The 2,510-nt window shown below is 26.3% G+C and carries 5 protein-coding genes and 2 pseudogenes; all 7 read left to right on the top strand.

Features of this window, described 5'->3' with window-relative positions:
* A pseudogene (locus tag F811_RS15905) lies at positions 1-533 on the top strand (AAA family ATPase); the annotation flags it as partial.
* Positions 534-591: 58 nt separating this feature from the next.
* Positions 592-855 (top strand): hypothetical protein, encoded by a 264-nt coding sequence (locus tag F811_RS0100310; RefSeq protein ID WP_020003331.1) that lies wholly within the window; start codon positions 592-594, stop codon positions 853-855.
* Positions 856-865: 10 nt separating this feature from the next.
* Positions 866-1,192, top strand: a complete 327-nt coding sequence (locus tag F811_RS0100305) for a hypothetical protein (protein WP_020003330.1) — start codon at positions 866-868, stop codon at positions 1,190-1,192.
* A 50-nt stretch (positions 1,193-1,242) separates the two neighbouring features.
* Positions 1,243-1,533, top strand: a complete 291-nt coding sequence (locus F811_RS0100300) for a nucleotide modification associated domain-containing protein (RefSeq protein WP_020003329.1) — start codon at positions 1,243-1,245, stop codon at positions 1,531-1,533.
* A complete protein-coding gene (locus F811_RS0100295; protein WP_020003328.1) occupies positions 1,523-1,792 on the top strand; it encodes an HNH endonuclease in 270 nt (89 codons plus the stop codon). Before F811_RS0100300 ends, F811_RS0100295 begins: the two co-directional genes overlap by 11 nt.
* An 18-nt stretch (positions 1,793-1,810) precedes the next feature.
* Positions 1,811-2,038 (top strand): hypothetical protein, encoded by a 228-nt coding sequence (locus tag F811_RS0100290; protein ID WP_026364295.1) that lies wholly within the window; start codon positions 1,811-1,813, stop codon positions 2,036-2,038.
* Between the two features lie 82 nt (positions 2,039-2,120).
* Positions 2,121-2,510, top strand: a pseudogene (locus tag F811_RS0100285) (hypothetical protein); the annotation flags it as partial.

The raw sequence follows: 2,510 nt of genomic DNA, 5'->3' as shown, positions 1-2,510 counted from the left end.
AGAAAGATTCAATCAAACTGAATTGATTAATTCTATAAAAAAAATATTTGAATGTAGGAAGTACAATGTCATTATATTTCAGAGGTAAAAGCGGAACAGGCAAAACTACAATGCTTAAAATGTTATGGCAAATATATTCTATCAATAATATAAAAGTAATGTATATGAAAGCAAGCCATTTTGAAGATTTGCATAAAAACTTATTTAATCAAAATGCTAAGGATAAAGATATGAAATCTACTATTGATAAAAAAATAGATAATGCCAAAAATGCAGATATTATTATGATAGATGATATTGACAGCGTTGGCTTTCATTATGCTATAGACGGATACTATAAAATATTTGATAATATAAGAAGCGGGGAAAAAACAGTTATTCTTACATCAAATAAAAGCTATGATGATTTATTAAATAGTTTGAATAAAAAAACTGATGCTGAATATATGAAAGGCAGACTTACAAGCCGTCTTCTAAACTTAAAAGTAGTAGATATAGAAATGCAAAAGTCTAAAGAATTGATAACAGTTTAAATATTCAAAATATTATTTTGATTATTTATATAAGATTTTATTAAAAGAGGAAGTTTATATGCTTAAAATATTAACAGATGATAGTTTATTTCTTATTGAAAAACCTATCCGCATATATAAAAATAAGTTTGAGGATAATCAATTAGTAATAAAAAGCTATCATTTAATTATTGAAGATGATAAAAAAAATAAAATGCTTATTTTATCTTCAGATTGTTTAGATACGATTGAAGGATCATATAAAGAACTTTGTGATAAAATCATATATAGAGACAATAATATAAAAACAGATTTATTTTTTAATTTTACAAATTATAAATAAGGAGATAAAAATGTTAAAAATGATGGTATTTAGTATTAACACTAGCAAGTATTTTGAGTTAGGCTGTTTGGAATTAGAAAAGTTTATTAAACATCTTGGAGAGCCTGCTTATGCTAATTTAATAACAGATGAATTAAAAGAGTTATTAAATACTTATGAGCCTGAATATCAAAGAGATGATTGGAATATACATTTTTCTAATTGGCTAAAAAGTTTGCAAATAGGAGATTATTTATGTATGTATGACGGTTGGGTAACTGATTGGAAAACTATGAATGAATTAAAAGAAAAGTATATAGCACAATTAAAAGATAAAGGCATGTTAATAAGCTGTTAACAATGTTGATAACTTGTAAATAAGATGTTCAAAAATTAGGAGATAAAAAAATGAATAAAGAAGATTTAATTATTAATGAATGCGAAGAACTTAAAAACTTATTAATTAAGAAGAATAAAGATTATGAAAACAGCTATGATAAAACATTAGATGAGTATGGTAAGCAGATAGGATTAATAAGAATAGAAGATAAATTAAACAGATTAAAAAATCTCATTCTATCAGAAGAGGAAATGAGAACAGAGGAAAGTATTATTGATACAGTATTTGATATAGCAGGCTATGCAGTTCTTTTTAGTATTTATTTGAAAGAAAAACAAGACATAAATAATGCGAAGTAATGAAAAAGCATATAAAAGATATCAAAGCAAGAAATGGCGTGCTTTGAGAGAAAGTTTTTTAAAAGAAAATCCGCTTTGTAAAAACTTTGCTGAATGCCATAACTTTGCTGAACACGTAGATCATATAAAGCGTGTAGAAAGCGAAGATGATCCGTTGTTTTATGATAAAAGAAATCTGCAGGCTTTATGTAAGAGATGCCATAGCAGAAAAACAGCAAAAGAAGATGGAGCTTTTGGAAATAAAAAGAAAGATTATTAATAGGATATGATTATGAATATGAAAGTAAATAATGAAAAACAATATATACATATAGAACGAGATAATAAAGAAGAACATATTATTATTGATGCTAAAAATATTAGCAGCGAAGATGCTATTTATTTGTTAACTGAGTTTATATACTTTGTAACAAATCAAGAAAATGTACCTGCTGATGGTTTTGTGGATATTATAAAAGAGGCAGTAATATTCAAAACAAAATTAGAAACTAAAAAGGAGGAGTGAGCCGAGCTGCCGAGACTGTTTACAGGCTTGGGAATTAGAAAGCGACCAAGTAGGTAGCTATAGCTAGGCGAACATAGTAACAATGAGAGAAGTAAACTTTATAGAAAATAACGGGGTTTTTGGCATAACTTTTACATCTGATGATAAAGCAGAAGCTAACACTATAATGAATGCTATACAGAGATTTATATTAAAAAATAGTAATAAAGAAACAAAAGAAAATATTGATGATAACTGCCAATATTATGCCCAAGACTATTCAAGAAATCCTCTGGATGGCCCTAGTAAAGGTGTATATTTAAATTTATATACAAATGATAGATTAATTGAGTTGTACAATAATGATAAGCTTAGTCAAGGACATAAAAATTATATAAAAGATTTACTGAACGAAAGAGGCGTTACTGATTTAAGTATGCCAAATACAAAAAAGAAAAACAATACTAAAAATCAAGAAAAATCAAACACAATA

This window comes from Brachyspira innocens ATCC 29796, from assembly GCF_000384655.1.
In the GTDB taxonomy this organism is placed as follows: domain Bacteria; phylum Spirochaetota; class Brachyspiria; order Brachyspirales; family Brachyspiraceae; genus Brachyspira; species Brachyspira innocens.
This window is presented reverse-complemented; position numbering and strand designations above follow the sequence as displayed.

Coding starts and splice junctions, on each gene's coding strand:
- F811_RS0100295 (WP_020003328.1), top strand. CDS start 1,523: ATGCGAAGTAATGAAAAAGCATATAAAAGATATCAAAGCAAGAAATGG.
- F811_RS0100310 (WP_020003331.1), top strand. CDS start 592: ATGCTTAAAATATTAACAGATGATAGTTTATTTCTTATTGAAAAACCT.
- F811_RS0100305 (WP_020003330.1), top strand. CDS start 866: ATGTTAAAAATGATGGTATTTAGTATTAACACTAGCAAGTATTTTGAG.
- F811_RS0100300 (WP_020003329.1), top strand. CDS start 1,243: ATGAATAAAGAAGATTTAATTATTAATGAATGCGAAGAACTTAAAAAC.
- F811_RS0100290 (WP_026364295.1), top strand. CDS start 1,811: ATGAAAGTAAATAATGAAAAACAATATATACATATAGAACGAGATAAT.